This window comes from Streptococcus sp. 714 (assembly GCF_013277115.1).
Lineage (GTDB): Bacteria > Bacillota > Bacilli > Lactobacillales > Streptococcaceae > Streptococcus.
This window is the reverse complement of the sequence record NZ_VMMH01000007.1, coordinates 51,291-72,408: the sequence shown is the minus strand read 5'-3', so window position 1 is coordinate 72,408 and position 21,118 is coordinate 51,291. Positions and strand designations below refer to the sequence as shown.

The window sequence follows — 21,118 nt, the reverse complement described above, 5'->3', positions numbered from 1 at the left end:
CACTCTTGTGTAATCGCTTGCATCTTTAAGTACAAAGGAATATAATAACATTGAAATAGAATATAGGAGGTGTAGGCTTATGTTAAGCAAATATTACAAGTATCTTCCTTGGTTGATTTTGGGAGCTTTCTGGTCTTATCGGTCCGCAATTCGCTACGCTCAGACTACATTTGATGTCTTCTATCTGACGACAGTCTTTATGATTTTCTATATAGCTTTGTTATTCCTACACGAAAAATATCTCAAGTATCTATACAAGGACTTTTTTACTCACCTGTTGAGCAATTCTAAGAAAGATAGCCACCCATAAAAGCAGTCACAACACAAAACCATCTCATGATGGTACATAAAGAGGTCAGGAACTTTGTCCCGACCTCGTTTTTTATGCAATATCAAATTTTAACTGTCCTGCTGTGACACCAATCTTAAGTGTGCTGCCTGCTACTAATTCTCCCTTAAGAAGAAGTTCTGCCAACTTGTCTTCCACTTCTGTTTGCAGGGTTCTGCGAAGTGGACGAGCTCCCATCTCTGGGTCATATCCTTGATTTGCCAACAATTTCAGTGCTGAAGCTTGTAATTTCAAGTCAATGCCTTTTTCAGCCAAACTTGCCACTAAAGGTTTAACCATAGTCTTCACCACTTCCTGCATATGGTCACTAGACAGGCTATGGAAGACCACCTTTTCATCAATACGGTTGATAAACTCCGGTCTATAAGCCTTTTTCAGCTCTTCAAACATGCGTTTTTCCATATTTTTCTGATCAAAACGAATATCCTTAGCTCCAAATCCGACAGTCTTGTCATCACGAAGGGCTGTCGCACCAAGGTTTGACGTCATGATGATAATGGTATTTGAAAAGTCAACCTTGCGTCCCTTGCTATCGTTCAAGACACCGTCATCCAAGACCTGCAAAAGAACATTAAAGATGTCTGGATGGGCCTTCTCTACCTCGTCAAAGAGGAGAACAGAGTATGGTTTGTTGCGAACCTTCTCGGTCAACTCCCCACCTTCTTCATAACCCACATAACCCGGAGGAGCTCCATTGAGACGGCTGGCTGCAAATTTCTCCATATACTCACTCATATCAAAGCGGATAAGGGCTGATTCGTCGTCAAAAAGAACTTCTGCCAGTGCCTTGGCCAATTCAGTCTTCCCGACACCTGTCGGTCCTAGGAACATAAAGGAACCAATCGGACGCTTGTGACTGCGAATCCCTGACTGATTGCGGCGAATGGCACGACTAATGCTTGAAACTGCTTGATCTTGACCGATGACACGTTTGTGCAGTTCAGCTTCAAGATTTAGGTACTTCTTAGCATCCGTTTGAGTCAGTTTTTGGACTGGAATACCTGACAAGCGACTCAAGGTGGTCAAAATATCAGACTCTGTCACCAAGTCTTTATAGACAGGCACTTCCTCTTCTTTAGCAATTAGTTGAGCTGCTTGTTTCCACTTACCATCCATCAAGGCCTTGTCAGCTGGACTCAAACCTGAATCGTCTGCTCTTACATGCTTAGCCTTATTTTGCACTGTTGCTGCTGCTTCATCTAAGAGGTCGATAGCAGAGTCTGGCAAGTGACGGCTAGTCAAGTAACGATGCGCCATCTTGACAGCTGTTTCGACCGCTTCATCTGTGATTTGCACACGGTGATGTTTCTCATAAGTCGCCTTCAAACCTTGCAAAATGGTCATGCTGTCTGCCACACTTGGTTCTTCAATCGTCACTTTAGCGAAACGACGAGAAAGGGCCGCATCTTTTTCGATATGTTTTTGATATTCTTCCTGAGTAGTCGCACCAACAGTTCTCAAAGTTCCACGCGCCAAGGCTGGCTTCAAGATATTGGCCGCATCCAGAGTCGAGTCAATCCCGCTACCTGAACCCATGATGGTATGGAGCTCATCGATAAAGAGAATCACTTGGCCATCTTCTTCAATATCCTTGATGATATTGTTCATGCGCTCTTCAAAGTCACCACGGAAGCGTGTCCCTGCAACAACGTTCATCAAATCAAGCTCCAACACGCGCATCTTAGCCATTTCTGCAGGCACATCACCACTAGCAATACGCTGGGCAAGACCAAGCGCCAGAGCTGTTTTCCCGACACCAGCATCTCCAACCAAGACAGGATTGTTCTTGGTCTTACGACTCAAGATTTGAATCATACGCGAGATTTCCTTGTCCCGACCGATGACTGGCTCCAACTTGCCAGAACGAGCTTGCTCTGTCAAATCATGGGTATAGTCCTCGAGACCACCGCTCGGAGTCTGGGGCATACCCATCATATTAGCCATAGAATTTTGCTTGTCAGCTACTGTACGATGGCGTTGGCGTAGAGCCTTGAGATCTTCACGAGTCCAGCCTGCTCGTTCTTCTAAATTGCGACGAAGGGCAGCAATCTTGACCTGATCTTTCTTATCTTCATAAGAAAAACCAGCTCTCTCCAAGATACGAGTCGCCAAGGCATTGCCATCATGCAAAATCGCATAGAGGACATGCTCTGTCCCTAACACCTTAGCATGGACCACTGACGCTACATACTCTGCTTCGTCAAAAAGAACCTGCAAACGATGGGAGAACGGCAATTCCGTAAAGGTTTCATTCTGACTATAGTCCGTTTCAGTCAGTTCCAACGCGACCTCTTCTAAACGGTCCATCTCATATGGATAATCGTTTAATGTCGCCCCTGCCACACTATAACTGTGATTGGACATAGCAATCAACAAGTGCCAAGACTCTAGATAACGAGCTCCAAAATGGCCAGCAACCATGTAGGCACTTTCGATACATTCATTCAATGCTTTTGAATAGTTCATCTTACTTCCCTTTTCTATCTACCTCTTGTATGACCTGTCGTAGCATATTAGCACGAACAACTGGAGCTTCTTCTCCTAGAACGCGATCCAAAGCTACTGCCTCCAGCAAATTCATCTCTTGCTTGGTCATCAACTCCTGCTCAACCAAAAGCTGCAGAATATCTTCATAAATTTCTTGACTAACTCGCTCACCAATTGAATAAAGCAAATCACGGAGCATTTCATGATGACTAGAAAACTCAATCCGTCCTATGCGAATGTAGCCTCCACCACCCCGCTTACTTTCAACCAAGTAGCCTCTACTTTCCGTAAAGCGTGTCTTGATCACATAGTTAATCTGACTAGGAACAACCTGGAATGTATCTGCTAACTGACTCCGTTGCAACTCCACGATACCAGATTGATCTAAAATTGCCTTGATGTAGGCCTCAATATGATCCGATGTATTTTTAAATCTCATTACAAATCCACCTCTCTCTTTAAACCTTGACTATCTTTGACTATACTATCATTTAACACTCTATAAGTCAAATTTTTAGAGCTCAGCCCTTGAAAATACTGACTTTCTTTAAAAACATTTAGGCATTAAATCGCCTTAGTTTTTCTTGGAAGTTCCTAAAAAAGTCCACAAAAAAGAGCCCTAAAAAGGGCGTAATATTGATGAGTTCAGCAGGCAAGAAACTAGCACGGTCAGACGTGCTTTTTTTATTACCTGGTAATATTATAGCATATCCTCTCAAACTTATATATAACCAGAATCCCGCAAAAGAAAAAAGCATAGAGGATAGGGAAAAAGCTGTTCTTACTTTTATTTTATCAAATAGCAATATGAGAAGCAAGGATAAAAAGCCCTCAGAAATAAATCTAAGGACTTAAATAACGATGTGTTGGTTTGCTCACTTAATTAGTCTACTTAATACTATTCAATTATAGTTTACTTTGAAATGTTCTTAATCCTTTCTGTAAATTTTTGAATCGCATTCAGTTCTGCAGGTCTTAAATGAGGGTACGCCTTAGTCCTCCCCCCATTTCGTTTAATATGTCCAAATTCAAGTAAATGAGTAAGAGAGCCGTATTTAAAACTATATACGACCCAAACTCCATTTCTCACTCTTTTCTTACGCCATCCTTTTGAATATTTACCTGTTCTTTTAGGGCTAGTTTCCTTTAATTCTTTAACTGTTTCTTTAGCGACTTGCTCCGCAATTTTATCAACTTCTTCATTAACCTCTTCGCAATATTCTGCTAAAATATTTGCTAATTGTGCTGCTAAATCCATTTTCTAAAAACTCCTTCTATTTTTTTAAAATATCAACTTTTTACCCCCTTTTTGGTTGACAGCTTCCGACTTGGAAAAAGTTACCGCTCCCGGTACCTAAAATCAACGAAAATGCTTTACAAAGTGGGGGGGAGTGTCAATATCCTTTCAATTCTATAAATCTTTTAGCGATTACTTTTCTTCGACTATTTATATAACGAGTAGTTTTATTTAGTTTCTCTGCCACGTCTTCCCAAGTCACACTAGCTTCTAAATATCTCATTTTAAAAATTACTAGATCACTTTCAATTAAGTTTTCCATCAAGGTATCTACAACTAGTTTAAAGCCTTCTAAATATCTTAGCGTTTGGTCTTCTTCAATTCTAATGATGGTTGCTTCAGTAGGACTATATACTGTCTTGCCTTTCCCACCAGTATAATCCTCAGCGCTATGTTTCTTATTATGTATTAGTTCCTGTCTTCTCAAATAAATTTTATTAGCAATCGTTCTATATCGCCCTAACTCAACATCTATCCCGTCCAGGTCTCTGTTACTCAGCTCGTACATCGGTAAGCACCTCCACTTAAATTTTAAAAATTTTTTATCTTGCAATTTGTCAAATTGTAAATTCTGTCAAACTGACAAAAAACGCTGAAAGCCCGCCAATATTCAAGTTAGAAGCTATTACTGTTTTAAGTTTGACAACTCTTCAGTATGACAAGTTCAAGGGAAATTTCTTTAATTTATCCCCTCAGTTTCTCATATCTTACATTCTGTGAAACTCACTCCATTCTGTAAACCCCTGATATACCTTGCTTTCAAGCTATTACTTCTTTTCAGTTTATGCTTACTTTGTTATGTGAAACTTAGTAAAGCATAAAAGTAGGACTAGCGATAGTTCTTTTGTTTCAGCCATATATCACTAGCCTTACTTAATTTGTTCCCTATTTTTCTAAATACTCTTTAATGTCCCGATATTCCTTAGAAAAATTCATCCACCCGCTAGAATCAGGGGTTAAGAATGGTAGGACAGTAAGCGGACTTACTTCTGTTCGATACGGCGATAGAGAATGTCTCTGACTTATTTCTCTGACTACACCTGTATGGATTTCTTCTACATCCTTCTTCAGTTCTTGAATTTCATCATATGCGTCCAGAATTCGTCTAAGTTTCTTTCGGTATTGTTTATAGATCTTCTTAGTTTCCATCCGTTGCTTAGTTTCTTTAAAAATGTATTCAAAGATGACTGCATTAGCTTCTGAAAAATCACTATCAAATTTTTCCTGAAGGCCATTAATAGCTTTTTCCATCTTTTCAAGTTGCTCTAAAGATTCTAAGTTATTTGACAAAAAAGAATCTATGTTCTCAAATGAAACTGCTTGATTGCCTAACAGGCTTTTCCTTTTTTCGCTTATCTGTTCTCGTGCTGAATTAATCTTACTTTTTTTATTATCTAGATCATCCAGTGTTTCAAATACTTGATTAATATCCATTTCTTTCTCCTAGTTCCATTGAATAAAGTAACCACAATCTTCTTCAACTTTTTTTACATCAAATCGGGTATGTAAAATCAACCGTTTTCCAAAATAGTCATTCGCATTCACCCAACTAAGTGTATCTTTCTTGCGATCAAACAAAGTAACAAAGTTTTCTAGATCTCCGATAAAGCCTTTTTTGTCACCTTTATTCCCTAATGTTGTATCATCTACAATTAAAAAGTTATCTACAAAGAATGTTTCACTTGTGCCTGTCTCTTTATCAACTTTAAGAAGATAATTTCCTGAAATGTCTTTTATTTTTTCTAAGACACTAAATAGTGATTGACTAACAACCATAGATACATTGCGCTCTGGATTGATTAAAGAAACAATAGATTTCAAGTCGTCCATACTTGTAGCAGTCTGCACTTTCGCAGTTTGGAGAATTTTCCCAATCTCTCTATTTCGTGTTCTACGTTTTAATTTAATAATCTTCTTACCAAGAAAATCCGTTAAATTATATTGGCCATCATCTAATTGTTCCTGTGAAAAATCAAGTTTTCCACTGAATAATTTAACTAAGTAATCAACGCTGATAGCTTTCTTTTTATCTGCTTCTGTTCTCTCAACCGAATTTTCGCTAACTTCTTGTAATGAATCAGATTCAAAGTCAGTTACTTCATACTTCCCACCACGGGTAAGAGTCTCAATAACATTTACTAGATCAACCAGTTCTTTACGTTGATGTTCATCTTCGTAACTATCAAGGATTGGTTTTTCAATGAGTACATGATTATTTTCTACGTTCATCCCTCTAGTGTTATAACCTGTGCTTCGGATATAAGCTTCTAGATTTTCTTTTTGTTTAGCTAAGTTAGTTGTCATTTTTTTGCTCCTTTATCTTTTAATATCTGATTTTTGTTTATAATTTTTTCTAAAATTCTTTGCTCTTAGCTTTTCTTTTATGACTCTCCGAGCCTTTAGAATCATTTTTTCTAGATTTTGATTTGTCTTGTTTGTTAGCATATTTCTCTAGTATTTCTTGTTTCCGTTGTTCTAAGCTATCATCTTCTTTTTTACACTGAGAAAAGATTTTCTGTCTTTTATCTGGATCCATAGAAAACTTATTGGCTACTACATACCCTAAAGAAGTATCTCCTGACATAATACTCACCCCCTTTCTATGCAAACAAAAAGGGACATACCACTAGCATTATATGCTTACGGTATGTCCCTGAGTTGTTCTCAATAGACTTATTTTTTAGTTTCTTTTTTGACTAGATGAGTAAATTTCCCATCTGAATAGAATAAAGTTATCTCTCCAAACCTTGGAACTTTTTCTATCTCTATTATACCACATTTTTCGTAGACAACAAAGCCTTTTTCTGTTGAAAATCGCATTTTATCATCATTCATTGATATTCTCCCCTCACTGTATTTATAGTGTATCTCTTGTCTTTGATCGTGAAAGCCTTGAAAGTGTTCCCTTCTAAACCTTTCAAAATTCTACTTGAATTTCTAGCATTGTATACAGTCCGCAGTTCACTACTATCTAGGTTCGTGTTGAAAATCGTAGTTTCTCGATTATTGATAATATCAAACAAGAAATCCTGTTCCCAATCGCTCTTAGGGGTTACCGTCCCATTTTTTGCCCCCAGGTCATCAATGATTAGAAAATCAACATCAACAAGCTTTTTAACTGCCTCATACTCTGTTAAGTTTGCATTTCTTCCATAAGACCAGCCTTCTTTTATCTGCTTGATAATCTCGGTTAAGCTGACAAATAAGACACTCTTAGGCTCGTTCTTCTCTCTAAAGCTCTCATTGATTTCTTTGGCCAGAGCAAGAGATAAATGACTTTTCCCTATTCCTGTGCTACCACTAATTAAAGTATTTCCCGTCATACCTCCAAGGTACTTCTGGGCTTGCCCTTTTACAAACTCTAACATCTGACGCTCCTCTGTAGTCTTAACAAAGAAATTCTCAAATGTTGCCCCCTTCAACTCGTTAGGAATCGTACTGTCACGCATTAAGACATCATAAGTTTTAAAGTAAGCCTGTCTGTCCTCGAACTGTTTTAATAGGTCTTGCTCTTGTTGTTTAATATCCTCCTTCACACACTCCGGGCAAAATGCTTGTAGTTTTCTTTCTGAACCCCCTAATACCGGTACAGAAATTTCCCAATAATTGACCTGGTGAATATCGCAAACTTTATCCGATATTTTTCTGTTATTAAATTCTTTAAATTGTTCCTTCATCTTTGCAACTCCTAAAATGGTAGATCTGGAAAATTGTCTTCGGACTTCCCTTTTATGGTTTTAGACTTTTGATTCAAATAACCATCAAACTTAGTTCCGAAAAGTGTTTCAGGTCTCAGATATTTAGAAAATTCAGGACTATCCTTCCATTCTGCCGTTTTAATATCTATCACCTGTTTAAAATCTTCCAGTGTATAGCCTTCTTTGAATCGTGCTAGTAAAAGCCTTTTTGTCTTATCAACAAACTTATACCGCTTATTAGCTACTTGATTCAGATAAGCAATAGGAATCCAAAGTTCTTTATGTTTTGTTTTCTCTAAATCTTTTATAGCTGTTTCTTCAAGCCAAGTAGGAAAAGTGAAGTCGGGATTTCCCGACAATATATTATCTAAATATAAATTATTACTCTTACTATTAACTCTATTCTCTTTCTCTATCTCTGTTGGACATGAGTTGGAAATAGTCTTTTTATTTTGGACATTCTCCAATTTTGGTAAATCTTGACTATTTTTTCTTTGTTCTCGCTTGTATTTTGCCCAGTTTGTTTCACTCTCAACCATGGCTTTTGCTTGCGATAATGTAGCATGTCCATCATCGTCTATCTGAATCAGTCCACATTTTGTAAAATATGCAACCGTCATATTTATATCATCTTCAGAAACATCCAGTTTTAAAGCTAATTCCTGTACCAAACTATCAAAATATCCTTCATAGTACAAAATACAATCATCTTCTAAACTTTCCAACATAAGACGGATATAAATCACTGTCATAGTGTAGCCACCAGGCATATTTTTAAGTCGTTTAATAAAAAGATTATCAAAAAACTTCTTATCAACTTTTAACCAAAAATATATTTTAGTCTTTGCCATCATCTACCCCCAAAAACTTTAAAACGTCTGAGATTTTATAATACGCTTTTCTAGTATCTTCAATAGGCGGTATATACTGCGGTAGTCCTGCACATTCCCATTTTGTCAAGGTTTTATCTCCTATGCCCAGTTCTTCCTTTAGTTCCACCTTGCTGATCAAATCTAATCTTTTTTGAGGTACTTTCTCATGGCTTTTTAAATACCGTTCCACTGCTTCCAAAATCTTAGACTTTAAATCTTCAATCATTTTTTCAAACATCTTAGTACCCCCATGGATTAAGTCCTGCAAGCTGAATATATCGCCCATAATCAGGGCTTAATTCCTCGCTAGTCGTTTCTATCGTCTGTGTACTCTCTCGCTCGATTTATGCGCTTTTTTTGCGGTCTCGGTGGTTTAGATACATGAGAAAGCCAACCAATATCACGGTAAAAATAAGCGCCTGTGTATTGCTTAAATCTAGTTCATTCATGCTATGCCCTCGCTTTGTAATTCTTAATATAATTTACTTGATAGCTTCGCTCCATCTTCAGAAAGTCATACACCTCTTCTGGAGTTACTTTATCATCTAAAAAGTCAATGATGAACTGAAAGAGGTTCGGATTTCTATCCTTGATTTTAGTCATTAGCTTATCAAATTCTGATCGTGTCATGTTATCTAGGTCTAGAGTCATATTTTTCTCCATTAGCCTTTCCTTGTCCTTTTTCCTGCCTATTTCCTATACTTAATTATCACCACTCCAAACGCTGGGCGATTGCCCCAAGTTGGCGAACGCTTGTAGTGGTGTTTCGTGAGTAATTACCCATCTTTCAGCTAAACAAGGCCTTAGAATCACCCTGTCAGCGCTTGATTTCAAAACCTTTTCTAATTGCTTGCCTGCTATTAGTTATTGCTTCAGTAGCATTTTCATGCTATAATCAAGGTACGTTAAAAAACGTATACCTTTTATCCTGTCGCTTGCTCTCCTCGGTCAAAATTTGAGCAAGTGATTTTTTTATTTTCTTTTTGCATGATTACTACCTGACTTTGGTTTATAAAGCAAGTCTTTACTTTCGATAAGATCCAGAATCCAACTGATTCCCTGCTCCACCGTTTCAAGAAATGCGCCTAGGTCTTCACTATCCAAGTTCTCGTAGTTCATACAAAGATATTCGGCTAGTTGTCTGTCTTTCTCAACTAGCTTTTTAAAATCCTTGGGATACTTAGGAATTTCTAACCCCTTAGCATTTGCAACTGTCTTAAATTCATTTTCCATTTTCTATACTCCTATACTTTAAAAATTAATTCCTTAATTTCTGAATACCCCCTATTCAAGTTAATCATAGCTATTGCCATATCTTCCAAACGTTGGTAGTTTGTCAGCTCTACACTTGTCAAGCCATCAATACCGTTCTTACTTTCTCGCTCCTTCATGAGTTGCGCTTTATTCTTCCCTGTCACTCCCTTTAGTAGTAAGTTTGTAAGTGTACTATAGGCATGCTTGGGCGCTTTCTCCCATGATTTGATAGCTTCGGTTAAGGTCTTGCGCTTTGGCTTTTCCAGTTCCCTTTGAAGATAGCGTTTAGAAAGTTCATCACGCATTTCAAAGAAGGCTTTGACCAAGTTCTTCTTAAACTCTTTTACGGGTTCTGTATTTCGTAAGTAAGTGATCATCAAGGTTGCTTGTTGCTCATTCAAAATATAGTCCCGTACATTTTGCCCACTCTTTGAAGGTGAAATTTTAAATTGCACCTTTCCGAAGCTTTCAAAGTCCTCTCGGTGCTTGTTCAGCAAAATCTTCAAATGTCTGTGCTTAATTTCAGCGCAGTCTGCAACGATACTGCTCAGTGTATACGGCTCTTTCTTGCCGTCCATATAAACCAATTCCATTGGTTCGCTCCTTTCTTCTTGTTGCTCGTGCTTGCCACCTAAAACAGTACCAAGGTAAATCATTGAGGTAGGGAAAATTTAGGAGAGAATAAACCCCTACAAACCCTTGATACTGCCATAGGTAGCAAGCAAATCACTCTAGCAAATATTTAGCTAAAACCGTTTATCAATCCCCAGTGGTAAAGCACCACATGAAAAATCTGTAAATGTAGAGTAGTATTACGATTAGTTCGCTCCTTTCTAATATTTCGTATCAAGAAATTCATCAAGTGTAACGCCCAAGTAACTAGATACTTTTTTTAACGTATCAAGACTTGGATTCTTTGCACGTTCATAATACAAAGCCGTTAAGGTACTTTTTGAAATTCCCGTAGCTTTTGCAACATCAGCGGTTTTTTTGCGTCGCTTCGCTAATAACAATCTCATGTTATTTCTCATTTTTTACCTCCATTTTAGAAATTCACCATAATTGATTGAAAGGCGTTTGATATGGTGTACTTTTTGTACAACTTTCCGTTGATAGCAATATTATATTGTACTTTTTGTGCAATGTCAATGCTTTTTCTAAAAAATGTTGAATTTTTTTTGCAACAATGAAAAAAAACGTGGTAAAATACTCTTGAAAGGTGTTTTTAAATATGGATAATAAGTTAAAAGAATTGAGGTTAAATAAAGAATTTAACGGTAAAATAGGAATGACTCAGCAAGAAATAGCTGATGAAATAGGTGTTACAAAAAGAACTTATATTTATTGGGAAAAAGGCGAACGTCAAATAAAACCAGAAAAAGCCCAGCAACTAGCAGATATATTCGGAGTCAGTGTAGGTTATCTGTTAGGCCATGAAGAAAATACGAGTGAGCAATTACAACATTTGATTGAAGAACTCGAAAAAAAACTAACAGAATATAATAAACAATACAATGCAATGAAAGAAGTACTATCTGAAAGGTTACAATACTTAGATCAAGTTCTTCATGAAGATGAAATCCATAGAGGAAAAGCTATAACTACTTTACACACTATCAAATCACTTGTAGATAGCAGTGACGAAATGTTTGAGCTTATTTTATCTATTAAGGAAAATCACTTTAAATCTGAAAAACTAAGATTGATTATCCAAAGTATCAATCAAACGAACGAACTTATAGAAAAAAACAAAAACAATGAATCCCCTCAAAAACTAAACTCCTCAGATAAACAATAGTAACTCTATTCCAAAGGTTCATTGTGCAAAAGATAGGTATCAAAATCTTTTATCATAAAAACATCAGCATATAGGAGGCTACTTATGAAAAAATTACTAAGCACGTCAGCTATTTTACTTTCTGCTACCGTCCTAGTGGCTTGCTCTAACAATCAATCAACTACTAAAGATAGCTCGGAGCAACCAAAAACGGAGCAAAAAAACACTACTTCAACAAACGTTAAAACCAAAGTAGATAACAGTAAATACGACAATCTAATTTCTGAAATCAAATCAAAATTAGATCCTGAATCAACTGGCGCAATAAGTGTAAAAATTCAAAATAACGTAATCGATTCAGATTCATCCGAACCACATGATACAATCATGATTTTGCTAACTGGAACGGCTAAAGATAACGCAAAAGAGACTATGGCCGCAATCAATTCAAATTCTGCTACAACTAATCAGCAAAATGCAATTACCGTATTTCGGATGTCTATATCTGAGTTTGCTAAAAAATTACCAGACGACAATACTACTCTTTCCCTTGGGTATGAAAAATCTGCTGATCAATACGACTTAATCGCAAAATCTTCAAAACAAAAAGATTTTATCCCTGTTGGAGAAATCATCGTAAATTAAAAAACTCCCCCATATTCGCCAATAGAACCCCTCTTTCAACGGTCTATTGTGCAAAAACAGGGGAAATTGAAGAATAGAAAGCCAATTTTACAGACTAAAGCGCAAAAAACGACAAATTCGACAAATAGAAAAAGACAATCCTGCTACCGCTAACTTGTCTGATAATGCAATAAAAGCAACGTTCCCAGCGTTGAGATTTTTCAATACTCAAAAATTTTTAAAAAACAAACCAAAAAGATTGACAAAAACTAAAAATTACAGTATTATTAGGCAATGAGAAGAGTTTCTGCTCCCAAGGGAACAGAGTACGCGAAACACCGCCTAGTTCTACTAGGTGGTGTTTTTGTATATAAGGAACATATATGAAACCATTTCAAACATTAGATGAACAAATAAAACTTCTCCAGTCTAGAGGTTTAGAAATAGATAACATAGAAGAATGTAAAAGATACCTTCTAACTAACAACTATTACAACGTCGTCAACGGATATAGTAAGTTTTTTCAAACATCAAAAGATAAATTTATAGCTGGTGCAGACTTTAGAGAAATAGCTGCAACACACTTTTACGATAAAGAAATTAAATCAGCTTTTTTAAAAGCAATTATAGATGCAGAAAAACACTTTAAATCCGTACTGGCATATCGTTTTTCAGAATCATATCCAAAGCCATACTCTTATCTAGACATTAATAATTTTGAAACACAAAAAGATGCAAAAAGGCTAGCACAAATTACAAATTTAATCAGTATATTAGCTAAAATACTCAATGATTATAATAGGGATAAGCAAAACAATTCTATAAAACACCACTATAAACAACATGGCGTTGTTCCTTTCTGGGTTATCATCAATGAACTTACATTAGGGCAAGCATTTAACTTTTATAGAAATCTAAACACTGATATAAAAAATCAAATAGCTAGAGATTTATCACCATTCTTACAAGAAAATATTGAATACATCCAAAATAGACCTAGTAAAGACCTTTTAAGTGGAAAGGCTTTAGAAAGTATTATTAAAAATATACTAGAAATTAGAAATATCACTGCTCATAATAATAAACTTTTCAATTATAAATGTCGTGAGAATCTTCCACAACTAGCTTATTTCCACTATTACAATAACAATGCCAATACATCAAGACAATCTGTATATTATGTTTTTCTTGCCTTGCAATGCCTACTTGCTTCCACACAATACGCTCAATTACATAACACTATTATTAAAAGAACCAAAGCTCTAAATAAAAAAGCGCACTCCATTGAAGCCGGCATTGTATTGGACACACTTGGATTTCCGAATAATTGGTATAATATCACCGACACATTAAGATAGAACTACTTGCAATATATGGGCATTTTCAAACCCCATACAAGCCCCATATCCGCCTTGTTTCCTATTCTGGCACAATTTACCGTCTGACTGCTTAAAATCGAAAATAGGGGCATTCTCGTAGATCCTCGCATGGTATAAACTCAAAATCTTTTCTAATTGCTTGCCTGCTGATGGAAAAAGGAGTAAAACCATGAAAATTACACAACACACGAAAAAAGACGGATCAGCAGTCTACCGCTCCAGTATCTATCTTGGCATTGATTCTGTAACTGGTAAGAAGGTCAAGACTACCATATCAGCACGAACAAAGAAAGAACTCAAAAACAAGGCCACCCAGGCTAAGGTAGAATTTGAGAAAAACGGCTCTACACGGAAACAACGCTCACATATAACAACCTATAGGGAACTTGTGGACTTGTTTTGGCAAACCTACCAGCATACCATAAAGACTAATACGCAGATAAAGATAAAAGGCTGCTTAAATAATTACCTCTTGCCCTCATTTGGTACTTACAAACTAGATAAACTTACTCCTGTTATTATCCAAACTCAGGTAAATAAATGGGCGGATGAGTACAATCAGGACGGAACGGGGTATAAAGAATACAATCATCTTCATGCCTTAAATAAACGTATACTACAGTATGGGGTCTCTATCCAAGCATTAGACAATAACCCCGCTCGTGATATTGTCATTCCTAGAAAGATAACCAGAGATAAACAAGAAATTAAATACTTTCAAGATCAGGAACTTAAAAACTTCCTCTCCTATCTCGATAACCTGGAGAATACCTTTGTCAATTTCTATGATACTGTGCTTTATAAAACGCTCCTAGCTACTGGACTGCGCATCCGTGAATGTCTGGCCCTGGAATGGTCTGATATTGACCTGCAGAACGGAACAATCGATATTAACAAAACACTCAATATTTTAAACCAGGTAAACAGTCCTAAGACAAAATCAAGCTATAGAGTTTTAGATATCGATCATAAAACAGTGCTCATGCTTCGTCTCTACCGAGCAAGACAAGCAGAAAACGGTAGAAACATTGGCTTAACCTATGAGAAAGTATTCTCTGATAGCTTTGACAACTATGTCAATACTCGAAAGGTTGATTATCGCCTACATAAGCACTTAAAAAGCGCTAACTGTACTGATTTAGGCTTTCATGCTTTCCGACACACTCACGCTAGCATCTTGCTTAATGCTGGCCTGCCGTACAAAGAAATACAGACACGGCTTGGCCATGCAAAAATATCTGTAACTATGGACACTTACAGCCATTTATCAAAAGAGAACCAAAAAAGAGCAGTCTCATTCTTTGAAACTGCCCTCGAAAAAATAAAAAGTTCCTAAAAAAGTCCACAAAATAAAAAAAGCGATACATAAAACCCTTATGTATCAACGATTATAGAATGATTTCGGTATAATTGACTATTATACCGAAATTTTCTCATTTTTAAAAGAAAAAGGGCGCTGGTAAAGGATAATCTTCACCAACTCCCTATTTTTCTACTTATCTAAGCCTAATTCTGCCAAGATTTGACGTTTGTAGGCAATCTTTTGGACTTCCTTGTCCTCATCTTCAGACCAATCTAGTTTAATTTCTGAAACAATCTGCCCAGGGCGATTTTTCAAGATATAGATGCGGTCGCTGAGATTGAGGGCCTCTTCAATACTATGCGTGATGATCAAGGTTGTTAGCTGCAATTGCTTATGAATCTCCAGATACCAAGCATGGAGTTCCATCTTTGTCATCTCATCCAAGGCGCTAAAGGCCTCATCCAAGAGAAAGAGCTTGTGCCCGAAAAGGTAGGTCCTGAGCAAGGCTACACGCTGACGCATCCCTCCACTCAGTTCATGAGGATACTTGTCCCGTACAGCTGTCAGCTGAAAGGTCGCAAGGATTTCATCTGCTCGAGCAATAGCCTCTGCCTTATCCACTTTTTGAATCAAGAGAGGCAGTATGATATTGCCAAGCACCGTCTTGTGCTCCAAGAGGAGATCCTTTTGCAACATATAACTCACGCGCCCCTTAGGATTTTCCTCACCGTCAAGGACAATTCGCCCTGACTGAACTTCTAAAATCCCAGCGATTAGGTTAAAGAGGGTGGTCTTTCCTACACCACTTGGTCCTAGGATAGAAACCACTTCACCTGAAGTCACCTGCAGGTTGATGTCTTCTAAAATCCTCTCTTGACCATAGGCATAACTGACGTGTTCTAGTCTAATTTCTGTCATTATTTCACAAATTCATTGGTGAAGCCTTTGTCTGTCAAGTCTTCTTTGAGGATACCATTTTCTTTGTCCCATTTGTAGAAGGCATTCCAGCGGGCTGCGTCAAATTGACCCCATTTTTCCTTGTCGCTTGCGTATTCTTTTGACAAGTATTTTTGAGATTCGATGACAAAGTCACGTTTTTCCTGAAGTTCAGGTGCATTCTTGATGAGGATATCAGCTGCTTCTTCTGGATGCTCCATAGCATATTGATAACCTTTTTTGATAGCTTGGATAACTTTGCGAGCTTCTTCTTTGTTGTCTTTAAGGTAGTCGTTGTTTGCAATAATAACTGGTGAGTAGTAGTCAAACTCCTTGACGTAATCTTTCAAGTACATAAAGTTAGCCTCTACACCTTGAGATTTAGCAAGGATACCATCCCAACCGTAGTAAATCCAAGCAGTGTCAAACACACCATTAGCAATCGGAGTGATAGAGTTTGAGTCATTATTTGGTACTTTTTCTACCTTCTCAAAGTCTCCACCTTGTGATTCTACCAAAGTTTTCAACATAGCAAGTTCCGTTGGGTCATTCCAAGTTCCGTATTTCTTACCAACCAAGTCTTTTGGACTAGCTACATTGTCCGATTTACGAGAGATAATTCCTGATGTATTGTGCTCAACGATAGCTGCAACGGCAGTAATTCCTGCACCTTTTTCTAACTTCTTAGCCATGTAGTCTTGGAAATACACTGCAAATGGCGCCTTACCATTGATAACCAAGTCAGAAGAACTTTCTTCTGGTGGCAATTTCAAATCAACATCCACTCCAGCTTCTTTGAAATAGCCTTTTTCCTTGGCTACATAAAGCCCTGTGTGGTTGGTATTTGGTGTCCAGTCTAGGATAAAGTCAATTTTCTTGAGTTCTGCTTCTTTGTTGTCCTTAGAAGCAGTTCCTTGACCACAAGCTACAAGCACAACAGCTACAAGAGCTGTCACAAGCGTTAAAAACACTTTCCATGTTTTTTTCATTTTGATTTCCTCTTTTCTTTTTTGAAACATTCTAATTTTACGAACGTTTCCATTTAATAACATATTTTTCACTAACGTCGACCAATTTCATCCCCAAAAGGCTGATAATCGATACCAGAATAATAATAGCGAACATAGTATCATACTGAAACAGTTTCTTGGACTGAATCATATAAACACCAAGACCCTCAAAGCCTCCCAACCACTCAGATACCACTGTTGTGATAAAGGCGTAGGAGACGCTAACCCTTAGTCCTGCATAAAAGTAAGGCAGGCTGACCGGGATTTTAAAATGCCACAGGATTTGCCAAGGATTGGCTCGCATCAGACTAAACAAGGTCAGCATATCCTGATCACAATGCCTAAAACCATCTAAAATACTGACGATGATAGGGAAGGTCGTCGTCAAGATAATCAAGACAATCTTGGGCAAAATCCCATAACCTAGCCACAAAACCAGGATAGGGGCTATGGCAATAGTCGGTATGGTCTGGACAACTACCATCATAGGGTAAATCAGATCATTGAGCCAAGTCAAACTGTCCATAAGCACCGCCATGAGACAGGCAATCAAGACTCCCAAAACCAGCCCCAGTAAAGCCACTCTCAAGGTGGCCCAGCTATGGTGCCAGAGAAATTCTCTATCCCGAACAAAGGCCTGGAGAATTTCAAGAGGGGTCGGCAGAATAAACTTGGGGAGAAGTTTAAGCAAACCTGCTAACTGCCAGATTGACAAGACTACTAGAAAGCCCAATAGACTAATGTGTCGTCTCAGTATACTTTTCAAGTTTCTCATCAATACTTAAAATCTCTCCTATATTTATTTTGACATTGGCAAAGACATTATCTGCCTCCTGCCCTGCCACTTCGAGCGCTTCTTTGAGAATGCGCATGAGCTCATCAAACTCTCCTTCCAAGACCGTTTCAAATGGTGTCACCACCATGGTCACTTCCTGATCTTGCAGATAAGCAATGACTTGATCAATAACAACTATCCGATCAATCCCCTGTGATAGGGGTAAAACTTGCAAGGCAATGCTTGCTTTCATAATAACCTCCTCTTCTCGTTTTCCTCTTTATAAAAAGAAAAACCTTTACCATATATGGAAAAGGTGAAGAATAGACTAAGTATCGTTCCCTACGCTGGCATTACCCAGATCAGGTGCGGTCGAAGTTTAACACTTCCTCTCAGACTGTACACAGACTCCCATATATTATATGGACATATGATAGCGCAAAACAAAAAAAAAGTCAAGGAAACTGCTTACAGAAAAGAGCAGGAAATTTTTCCTACTCTCATTTTCTATACTCGTTCTCCATCACTGTTTACTCTGTAGCCATCCACTGTCGTATTAACAGCTAAAGCGCCTGAAGAGTAAGAATAATACCACTTACCAGATACTTGGTACCATCCTGTTTTCATTGCACCTGAACTGTCCAAATAGTACCACAGACCATTTTCCTTTAACCATCCTGTCTGCATTTCACCAGATGATTTCAAATAATACCAACTAGAACCGTCTTTCAGCCATCCTGTTGATTTAGAACCATTTGATTTGAAATGATACCAACTACCATTTATTTTCTTCCAACCAACAGTCAGAACATCATTGGAACTACCTTCTGTTTGATTCTGCGATGACGCAACCTCCTCTAACTGAATATAACGACGACTTCCACTATAAGATATATAACTCAACCACTTGTACCCATCTTTTTCAAGTACCTGATCATAATGAACACTCTCACCTGGAGAATAATATGCAATTGAGGCTGCACTAGCTAAAGGTTGATTTTTAATAGCTGCCTTATTCTTAAAATAATGTGTTCCTCCTGTCGAAGACAACGGTTGACTATCGAATACTTTGCCACTACTTACTACATTACCCCCATCCAAATCTTTAAAATGAATAAATCCTGTCATCGTATTGGCTTTTATAATTCGTTTATTATAGGATCCTGTATAACCATAGTTGTATTCCTCAATTTCTATATTATCCCCCATTACATTTGAAACCCAGGCAACATGACCATATCCTCCTGCAGTAGACCAAGCAATCGATCCAATCGTTGGTACACTATCTACACGATAGCCTTCACGACGAGCACGATAGCCCCATTCATTCGCATTTCCATAAGCTCCTGTAATCTCAAAACCATTGACACTACTCAAGCGAAAGGCTGCAAATGAAGTACACTGACGAGAGTACATGCGCCACTTATCAATTTCCTGACTCCCATTTTTATAGTAAGCAGGATAATCATCCCCACGCGCAATCGATCCATTTCCTCCAGAATAGGCATATACACTATCACTCGCTGCTAGCATCAATCCTGCTACTAAAAAAGGAACAACCTTTTTAACTGATTTTCTCAAAGAAAATCCTGTCTCTGTTACTTTGAATGGTAAAACTTTCATTCTTCCTCCTTGAAAAATAATATAAATCGAAGATTACCTTCACTTAAACTATTCGGAGAAAAAAGAAAAAGTGAGAAAATTTCTCACTTTAGTCAAGATAATGAATCAAATTCTTTTCTGTAAGAATATCTGAGTAAGTAAAGGACTCAACATAAACATTAGCTTGTTTATCTCCTTCAACGTTCCCAAATTCCACGATAAATAGGGATGGATAAACTTCAATTAGCTTACCCAATCTATTTTTTTGGCGCTTACGCCCATTTTCCAAAGTCATTTCGATTACATGACCCTCATGCGCCTTGATTTCCTCTTTAATTTTTTTCATCTTAGCTACATCTGTAAATGCATCTGTCATCTTATTTCCTCCCTTTTTGAGATACTTGAAAATTTATTGTATTCTTTTTGGAAAATTAATTCCACAGTTCCACGAGCTCCACTACGGTTTTTCTCGATAATAACTTCTACCTTATTATTTGGTATGCCTTCCTCTTCTTCACCACCACGCTCATAATAATCGTCACGATAGAGAAAGGCTACGATATCAGCGTCCTGCTCAATAGATCCAGATTCACGAATATCAGACAAGACCGGTCTCTTGTCCTGACGTTGTTCTACACCACGAGAAAGCTGACTTAGAGCAATTACTGGAACTTTCAGTTCCTTGGCTAGGATTTTCAACTGACGTGAAATTTCTGAAACTTCTTGTTGACGATTTTCTCGCCCAGTTCCCGTAATAAGCTGCAAGTAGTCTATCAAAATCAAACCAAGATTCCCAGTTTCTTGAGCCAGTTTGCGTGAACGCGAACGAATTTCCGTAATCCGAATCCCTGGTGTATCATCAATATAGATACTTGCATTGGCTAGATTCCCTTGAGCAATGGTATATTTTTGCCATTCCTCATCAGTCAGTTGACCCGTACGAATAGAATGCGACTCAACCAACCCTTCTGCCGCCAACATACGATCCACTAGACTTTCCGCACCCATTTCGAGCGAAAAGATAGCTACCGTCTTGTCCAACTTGGTCCCAATATTCTGAGCAATATTCAAGGCAAATGCTGTCTTACCAACCGCCGGACGAGCTGCTAAGATAATCAACTCCTCTTCATGAAGACCAGTCGTCATATGATCTAAATCACGATAGCCTGTCGCAATACCTGTAATATCAGTCGTTTGCTGCGAGCGAGCTTCCAGATTTCCAAAGTTGACATTCAACACGTCTCGAATATTCTTAAATCCACTTCGATTAGCATTTTCACTAACATCAATCAGCCCTTTTTCTGCCTGAGCAATGATTTCATCAGCTGGTTGTGAAGCCTCGTAAGCTTGATTGACAGACTCTGTCAACTTGGCGATTAATCGCCGTAACATAGCCTTTTCTGCAACGATTTTAGCATAATACTCCGCATTAGCAGAAGTTGGCACAGAATTGACAATCTCAACCAAGTAAGACAAGCCACCAATATTCTGCAAGTCACCTTGATTATCAAGAATGGTACGAACCGTTGTTGCATCTATGGCATCGCCACGATCCGATAAATCAACCATGGCTTGGAAAATCAAACGATGGGCATACTTAAAAAAGTCCCGAGACTCAATATATTCTCGTACAAAAACAAGCTTACTCTCATCAATAAAGATAGCACCCAAAACGGATTGCTCAGCTAAGATATCTTGAGGTTGTACTCGTAACTCTTCTACTTCTGCCATCTGACTTCCCTTCCTTTTACAATC

27 protein-coding genes, 1 pseudogene and 1 riboswitch are annotated in these 21,118 nt (G+C 37.8%); of the genes and pseudogenes, 5 read left to right on the top strand and 23 right to left on the bottom strand.

Going from position 1 to position 21,118, the window contains the following annotated elements:
• The first annotated feature begins 79 nt into the window (after positions 1-79).
• Positions 80-310, top strand: a complete 231-nt coding sequence (locus HT718_RS02735) for a hypothetical protein (RefSeq protein ID WP_173267118.1) — start codon at positions 80-82, stop codon at positions 308-310.
• 72 nt (positions 311-382) lie between these two features.
• Here HT718_RS02735 and HT718_RS02730 read toward each other — a convergent pair whose 3' ends face one another.
• The 16 genes and pseudogenes from HT718_RS02730 to HT718_RS02660 all read right to left on the bottom strand — a co-directional run bounded on the left by HT718_RS02730 (position 383) and on the right by HT718_RS02660 (position 10,988).
• A complete protein-coding gene (locus HT718_RS02730) occupies positions 383-2,815 on the bottom strand; it encodes an ATP-dependent Clp protease ATP-binding subunit (RefSeq protein ID WP_173267116.1) in 2,433 nt (810 codons plus the stop codon).
• A gap of 1 nt (position 2,816) precedes the next feature.
• Positions 2,817-3,275 carry a CtsR family transcriptional regulator gene (locus HT718_RS02725; RefSeq protein ID WP_173267114.1) on the bottom strand — a complete coding sequence of 153 codons (459 nt, stop codon included), beginning with the start codon at positions 3,273-3,275 and terminating at the stop codon, positions 2,817-2,819.
• 474 nt (positions 3,276-3,749) lie between these two features.
• The gene (locus tag HT718_RS02720; RefSeq protein WP_004261968.1) at positions 3,750-4,094 is read right to left on the bottom strand and encodes an HK97 gp10 family phage protein; all 345 of its coding nucleotides are present in this window, start codon (positions 4,092-4,094) and stop codon (positions 3,750-3,752) included.
• Between the two features lie 136 nt (positions 4,095-4,230).
• Positions 4,231-4,641 (bottom strand): DUF722 domain-containing protein, encoded by a 411-nt coding sequence (locus HT718_RS02715; RefSeq protein WP_173267112.1) that lies wholly within the window; start codon positions 4,639-4,641, stop codon positions 4,231-4,233.
• Between the two features lie 377 nt (positions 4,642-5,018).
• Positions 5,019-5,567, bottom strand: coding sequence for a hypothetical protein (locus HT718_RS02710; protein WP_173267110.1), 549 nt, complete (start codon positions 5,565-5,567; stop codon positions 5,019-5,021).
• A 9-nt stretch (positions 5,568-5,576) separates the two neighbouring features.
• Positions 5,577-6,437, bottom strand: a complete 861-nt coding sequence (locus HT718_RS02705) for a phage major capsid protein (RefSeq protein WP_173267108.1) — start codon at positions 6,435-6,437, stop codon at positions 5,577-5,579.
• Between the two features lie 49 nt (positions 6,438-6,486).
• On the bottom strand, positions 6,487-6,717 hold the full coding sequence (locus HT718_RS02700) for a hypothetical protein (protein ID WP_004261935.1): 231 nt from the start codon (positions 6,715-6,717) through the stop codon (positions 6,487-6,489).
• An 89-nt stretch (positions 6,718-6,806) separates the two neighbouring features.
• The gene (locus HT718_RS02695; protein ID WP_000997173.1) at positions 6,807-6,968 is read right to left on the bottom strand and encodes a hypothetical protein; all 162 of its coding nucleotides are present in this window, start codon (positions 6,966-6,968) and stop codon (positions 6,807-6,809) included.
• Positions 6,965-7,810: an ATP-binding protein gene (locus tag HT718_RS02690; protein ID WP_173267106.1), complete on the bottom strand. Its 846-nt coding sequence runs from the start codon at positions 7,808-7,810 to the stop codon at positions 6,965-6,967. The genes HT718_RS02695 and HT718_RS02690 overlap by 4 nt, the downstream gene beginning before the upstream one ends.
• Before the next feature lie 11 nt (positions 7,811-7,821).
• Positions 7,822-8,682, bottom strand: coding sequence for a conserved phage C-terminal domain-containing protein (locus HT718_RS02685; protein ID WP_173267104.1), 861 nt, complete (start codon positions 8,680-8,682; stop codon positions 7,822-7,824).
• Positions 8,669-8,941: a hypothetical protein gene (locus HT718_RS02680; RefSeq protein ID WP_223326782.1), complete on the bottom strand. Its 273-nt coding sequence runs from the start codon at positions 8,939-8,941 to the stop codon at positions 8,669-8,671. The genes HT718_RS02685 and HT718_RS02680 overlap by 14 nt, the downstream gene beginning before the upstream one ends.
• 1 nt (position 8,942) lies before the next feature.
• Positions 8,943-9,152 (bottom strand): annotated as a pseudogene (locus tag HT718_RS09520) (hypothetical protein).
• A 1-nt stretch (position 9,153) separates the two neighbouring features.
• Positions 9,154-9,354: a hypothetical protein gene (locus HT718_RS02675; protein ID WP_004261925.1), complete on the bottom strand. Its 201-nt coding sequence runs from the start codon at positions 9,352-9,354 to the stop codon at positions 9,154-9,156.
• A 321-nt stretch (positions 9,355-9,675) separates the two neighbouring features.
• Positions 9,676-9,936 carry a hypothetical protein gene (locus HT718_RS02670; protein WP_004261922.1) on the bottom strand — a complete coding sequence of 87 codons (261 nt, stop codon included), beginning with the start codon at positions 9,934-9,936 and terminating at the stop codon, positions 9,676-9,678.
• An 11-nt stretch (positions 9,937-9,947) separates the two neighbouring features.
• Complete coding sequence (locus HT718_RS02665) at positions 9,948-10,550, bottom strand: Rha family transcriptional regulator (protein ID WP_173267099.1); 603 nt, start codon at positions 10,548-10,550, stop codon at positions 9,948-9,950.
• 240 nt (positions 10,551-10,790) lie between these two features.
• Positions 10,791-10,988 (bottom strand): helix-turn-helix transcriptional regulator, encoded by a 198-nt coding sequence (locus tag HT718_RS02660; protein WP_173267097.1) that lies wholly within the window; start codon positions 10,986-10,988, stop codon positions 10,791-10,793.
• A gap of 200 nt (positions 10,989-11,188) precedes the next feature.
• Here HT718_RS02660 and HT718_RS09515 point away from each other — a divergent pair, with 200 nt between their 5' ends.
• From HT718_RS09515 to HT718_RS02640, 4 genes are all read left to right on the top strand, one after another.
• On the top strand, positions 11,189-11,755 hold the full coding sequence (locus tag HT718_RS09515) for a helix-turn-helix transcriptional regulator (RefSeq protein WP_240147345.1): 567 nt from the start codon (positions 11,189-11,191) through the stop codon (positions 11,753-11,755).
• 84 nt (positions 11,756-11,839) lie between these two features.
• Positions 11,840-12,379, top strand: a complete 540-nt coding sequence (locus HT718_RS02650) for a hypothetical protein (RefSeq protein WP_173267095.1) — start codon at positions 11,840-11,842, stop codon at positions 12,377-12,379.
• A 362-nt stretch (positions 12,380-12,741) separates the two neighbouring features.
• On the top strand, positions 12,742-13,716 hold the full coding sequence (locus HT718_RS02645) for an Abi family protein (protein ID WP_173267092.1): 975 nt from the start codon (positions 12,742-12,744) through the stop codon (positions 13,714-13,716).
• 190 nt (positions 13,717-13,906) lie between these two features.
• A complete protein-coding gene (locus tag HT718_RS02640) occupies positions 13,907-15,073 on the top strand; it encodes a site-specific integrase (RefSeq protein ID WP_173267090.1) in 1,167 nt (388 codons plus the stop codon).
• A 156-nt stretch (positions 15,074-15,229) separates the two neighbouring features.
• Here HT718_RS02640 and HT718_RS02635 read toward each other — a convergent pair whose 3' ends face one another.
• The 7 genes from HT718_RS02635 to dnaB form a co-directional block, all read right to left on the bottom strand.
• Positions 15,230-15,958: an ABC transporter ATP-binding protein gene (locus HT718_RS02635; RefSeq protein WP_000136219.1), complete on the bottom strand. Its 729-nt coding sequence runs from the start codon at positions 15,956-15,958 to the stop codon at positions 15,230-15,232.
• Positions 15,958-16,965 (bottom strand): ABC transporter substrate-binding protein, encoded by a 1,008-nt coding sequence (locus HT718_RS02630; RefSeq protein ID WP_140223801.1) that lies wholly within the window; start codon positions 16,963-16,965, stop codon positions 15,958-15,960. The genes HT718_RS02635 and HT718_RS02630 overlap by 1 nt, the downstream gene beginning before the upstream one ends.
• A gap of 37 nt (positions 16,966-17,002) precedes the next feature.
• Positions 17,003-17,761, bottom strand: coding sequence for an ABC transporter permease (locus HT718_RS02625; RefSeq protein ID WP_173267088.1), 759 nt, complete (start codon positions 17,759-17,761; stop codon positions 17,003-17,005).
• Positions 17,724-18,014 (bottom strand): thiamine-binding protein, encoded by a 291-nt coding sequence (locus HT718_RS02620; RefSeq protein WP_173267086.1) that lies wholly within the window; start codon positions 18,012-18,014, stop codon positions 17,724-17,726. The genes HT718_RS02625 and HT718_RS02620 overlap by 38 nt, the downstream gene beginning before the upstream one ends.
• A gap of 69 nt (positions 18,015-18,083) precedes the next feature.
• Positions 18,084-18,186, bottom strand: a riboswitch (TPP riboswitch).
• An 82-nt stretch (positions 18,187-18,268) separates the two neighbouring features.
• Positions 18,269-19,384 (bottom strand): choline binding-anchored murein hydrolase CbpD, encoded by a 1,116-nt coding sequence (gene cbpD, locus HT718_RS02615; RefSeq protein WP_173267084.1) that lies wholly within the window; start codon positions 19,382-19,384, stop codon positions 18,269-18,271.
• Positions 19,385-19,472: 88 nt separating this feature from the next.
• Entirely contained in the window at positions 19,473-19,739 is a 267-nt protein-coding gene (locus HT718_RS02610; RefSeq protein ID WP_000128619.1) for a Veg family protein, read from the bottom strand.
• Positions 19,736-21,094: a replicative DNA helicase gene (gene dnaB, locus HT718_RS02605; RefSeq protein WP_000852491.1), complete on the bottom strand. Its 1,359-nt coding sequence runs from the start codon at positions 21,092-21,094 to the stop codon at positions 19,736-19,738. The genes HT718_RS02610 and dnaB overlap by 4 nt, the downstream gene beginning before the upstream one ends.
• Between the last annotated feature and the right edge of the window lie 24 nt (positions 21,095-21,118).

Excerpts from the sequence above, each read along its gene's own strand:
- HT718_RS02735 (WP_173267118.1), top strand. The coding sequence starts at position 80 with ATGTTAAGCAAATATTACAAGTATCTTCCTTGGTTGATTTTGGGAGCT.
- HT718_RS02730 (WP_173267116.1), bottom strand. The coding sequence starts at position 2,815 with ATGAACTATTCAAAAGCATTGAATGAATGTATCGAAAGTGCCTACATG.
- HT718_RS02725 (WP_173267114.1), bottom strand. The coding sequence starts at position 3,275 with ATGAGATTTAAAAATACATCGGATCATATTGAGGCCTACATCAAGGCA.
- HT718_RS02720 (WP_004261968.1), bottom strand. The coding sequence starts at position 4,094 with ATGGATTTAGCAGCACAATTAGCAAATATTTTAGCAGAATATTGCGAA.
- HT718_RS02715 (WP_173267112.1), bottom strand. The coding sequence starts at position 4,641 with ATGTACGAGCTGAGTAACAGAGACCTGGACGGGATAGATGTTGAGTTA.
- HT718_RS02710 (WP_173267110.1), bottom strand. The coding sequence starts at position 5,567 with ATGGATATTAATCAAGTATTTGAAACACTGGATGATCTAGATAATAAA.
- HT718_RS02705 (WP_173267108.1), bottom strand. The coding sequence starts at position 6,437 with ATGACAACTAACTTAGCTAAACAAAAAGAAAATCTAGAAGCTTATATC.
- HT718_RS02700 (WP_004261935.1), bottom strand. The coding sequence starts at position 6,717 with ATGTCAGGAGATACTTCTTTAGGGTATGTAGTAGCCAATAAGTTTTCT.
- HT718_RS02695 (WP_000997173.1), bottom strand. The coding sequence starts at position 6,968 with ATGAATGATGATAAAATGCGATTTTCAACAGAAAAAGGCTTTGTTGTC.
- HT718_RS02690 (WP_173267106.1), bottom strand. The coding sequence starts at position 7,810 with ATGAAGGAACAATTTAAAGAATTTAATAACAGAAAAATATCGGATAAA.
- HT718_RS02685 (WP_173267104.1), bottom strand. The coding sequence starts at position 8,682 with ATGGCAAAGACTAAAATATATTTTTGGTTAAAAGTTGATAAGAAGTTT.
- HT718_RS02680 (WP_223326782.1), bottom strand. The coding sequence starts at position 8,941 with ATGTTTGAAAAAATGATTGAAGATTTAAAGTCTAAGATTTTGGAAGCA.
- HT718_RS02675 (WP_004261925.1), bottom strand. The coding sequence starts at position 9,354 with ATGACTCTAGACCTAGATAACATGACACGATCAGAATTTGATAAGCTA.
- HT718_RS02670 (WP_004261922.1), bottom strand. The coding sequence starts at position 9,936 with ATGGAAAATGAATTTAAGACAGTTGCAAATGCTAAGGGGTTAGAAATT.
- HT718_RS02665 (WP_173267099.1), bottom strand. The coding sequence starts at position 10,550 with ATGGAATTGGTTTATATGGACGGCAAGAAAGAGCCGTATACACTGAGC.
- HT718_RS02660 (WP_173267097.1), bottom strand. The coding sequence starts at position 10,988 with ATGAGAAATAACATGAGATTGTTATTAGCGAAGCGACGCAAAAAAACC.
- HT718_RS09515 (WP_240147345.1), top strand. The coding sequence starts at position 11,189 with ATGGATAATAAGTTAAAAGAATTGAGGTTAAATAAAGAATTTAACGGT.
- HT718_RS02650 (WP_173267095.1), top strand. The coding sequence starts at position 11,840 with ATGAAAAAATTACTAAGCACGTCAGCTATTTTACTTTCTGCTACCGTC.
- HT718_RS02645 (WP_173267092.1), top strand. The coding sequence starts at position 12,742 with ATGAAACCATTTCAAACATTAGATGAACAAATAAAACTTCTCCAGTCT.
- HT718_RS02640 (WP_173267090.1), top strand. The coding sequence starts at position 13,907 with ATGAAAATTACACAACACACGAAAAAAGACGGATCAGCAGTCTACCGC.
- HT718_RS02635 (WP_000136219.1), bottom strand. The coding sequence starts at position 15,958 with ATGACAGAAATTAGACTAGAACACGTCAGTTATGCCTATGGTCAAGAG.
- HT718_RS02630 (WP_140223801.1), bottom strand. The coding sequence starts at position 16,965 with ATGAAAAAAACATGGAAAGTGTTTTTAACGCTTGTGACAGCTCTTGTA.
- HT718_RS02625 (WP_173267088.1), bottom strand. The coding sequence starts at position 17,761 with ATGAGAAACTTGAAAAGTATACTGAGACGACACATTAGTCTATTGGGC.
- HT718_RS02620 (WP_173267086.1), bottom strand. The coding sequence starts at position 18,014 with ATGAAAGCAAGCATTGCCTTGCAAGTTTTACCCCTATCACAGGGGATT.
- cbpD (WP_173267084.1), bottom strand. The coding sequence starts at position 19,384 with ATGAAAGTTTTACCATTCAAAGTAACAGAGACAGGATTTTCTTTGAGA.
- HT718_RS02610 (WP_000128619.1), bottom strand. The coding sequence starts at position 19,739 with ATGACAGATGCATTTACAGATGTAGCTAAGATGAAAAAAATTAAAGAG.
- dnaB (WP_000852491.1), bottom strand. The coding sequence starts at position 21,094 with ATGGCAGAAGTAGAAGAGTTACGAGTACAACCTCAAGATATCTTAGCT.